Source organism: Kutzneria sp. 744, assembly GCF_000568255.1.
Classification (GTDB): Bacteria; Actinomycetota; Actinomycetes; order Mycobacteriales; family Pseudonocardiaceae; genus Kutzneria.
On record NZ_KK037166.1, the window covers coordinates 2150331 to 2151890 of the forward strand.

The following is a 1560-nucleotide window of genomic DNA, read 5'->3' on the forward strand; positions in this document are numbered from 1 at the left end:
GTCACCGCTGAGCAGCACGCCGTTGAAGTTGTCCACGTACAGCACGCCGCTGACCTTCGTGCCCTTCGCCCCGGTGGGGGTGACGGTCACGGTGATGGTCGTCGACTGCCCGGGGGCCAGCGTCACCGGGGCGAAGTCCGCCTGGGTGTCGACGCTGAACCGCCAGAGGTCGCCGGTGGTGCTGGTGACCGTGCGGTCGAAGTCCTGCGCGTGGACCTGGGCGGCCAGCGTCACCGAGCCGGCGACGTCGCCGTCCTCCGGCCCGACCGGGGTCGCGATGGCCAGCCACTGGCCCTGCGTGACCTCGGGCGCGGCCGTGCTGCCGGTCGCGGAGTTGCCGCGCGGCGAGCCGTAGACCTCCGCCACGCCGCTGAACCCGGACGCGTCGAAGTCGGCCGGCAGGGTCGCGTTCTGCTGGATGGTCAGCGACCGGGTCTCGGTCGGCACCAGCCAGGCGGTCCCGGTGGCCGTCGCCGGCTGCGGGATGGTCTGGTTGGCCGAGGTTCCCGGCAGCACGGCCAGGGCCTGGTCGACCTCGGTCGTCAGGCGCGGGTCGACGAACACCGCCTCGGGGGCGACGCCGTTGTTGCGCACCTTGACCTGCACCTGGATCGGCTTGCCGGCCTGGACCTTGCCGCTGGGCAGGCCCGTCACCGTCGCGTCGACCGTGTTGAACTTCAGGTGCCCGGTGAACGGCTGCGACAGCGCCGTGCCGCTCACGCCCTGGTTGACGTTGATCACCAGCTCCCAGCGGCCCTTCTCCGGCGCCCGCACGTACGACTGGAGGGTCTTGGTGCGCACAGCGCCGGACGCGCCGGGCTGCTGGTTGGTCGACAGCGACACGACCTGGCCGCTGGGCGACTGCAGCGCCGCGTAGACGACCTGGTTGGGGTCGCCGCCGAGGCTGACGTCAAGGCCGAAGTCCTTCTTGCCGGCCGGCACGTCGAACCAGTACGTCTGGGTCTGCGCCGGTGCGAAGTCGCGGCCGTTGCCGCCGACGATCGTGCCGCTGAACGCGCCGCCGTTGGCGGTCGTGATCAGGCTGCGCAGCGTGAACGGCACCGAGCTGACCGCGCCGAGCGGGGTGTCCAGCTCGACCGCGGCCGACAGGTCGCCGGGCTGGCCCGGCGTCGTGCCGTTGACGTGGAAGGTGCCGGACTGGCCGGGCTTCAGCGTCAGCGTCTTCGGGCTCACCGAGCCGAAGTCGACGTACTTGGTGCTGGTGAACTGGTAGGCCACGTTGCCCTTGAACCCGGTCGCGCCCTTGGTCACGTAGAACACGGCGGTCCACGTGCCCGGGGCCGGGTTGTGTACGTCGACACGGCCGTGGTTGGACTGGCTGCCGGAGTTCTGCGGCCGCGAGTCGACCTGGTACACGCCGTTCGGGTCGATCAGGGCCATGCGGACCGTCGCGGTCTGCGACGAGTTGCCCGGCCAGGCCAGGTCGCCCTGGAGGTGGTCGGCGCCGAACGGCACGGGCTATTCCTGCTGTACACCCGGGTCGCGCTGGTGCCGTTGGTTAATCGGGGCGGTCGCCGAGGTGGCGTCCAGCGCGATGCT

The 1560-nt window shown here is 71.3% G+C and carries 1 pseudogene; it reads right to left on the reverse strand.

Annotated features, from left to right (window positions below):
* Positions 1-1476, reverse strand: a pseudogene (locus KUTG_RS60945) (hypothetical protein); the annotation flags it as partial.
* Positions 1477-1560 lie beyond the last annotated feature (84 nt).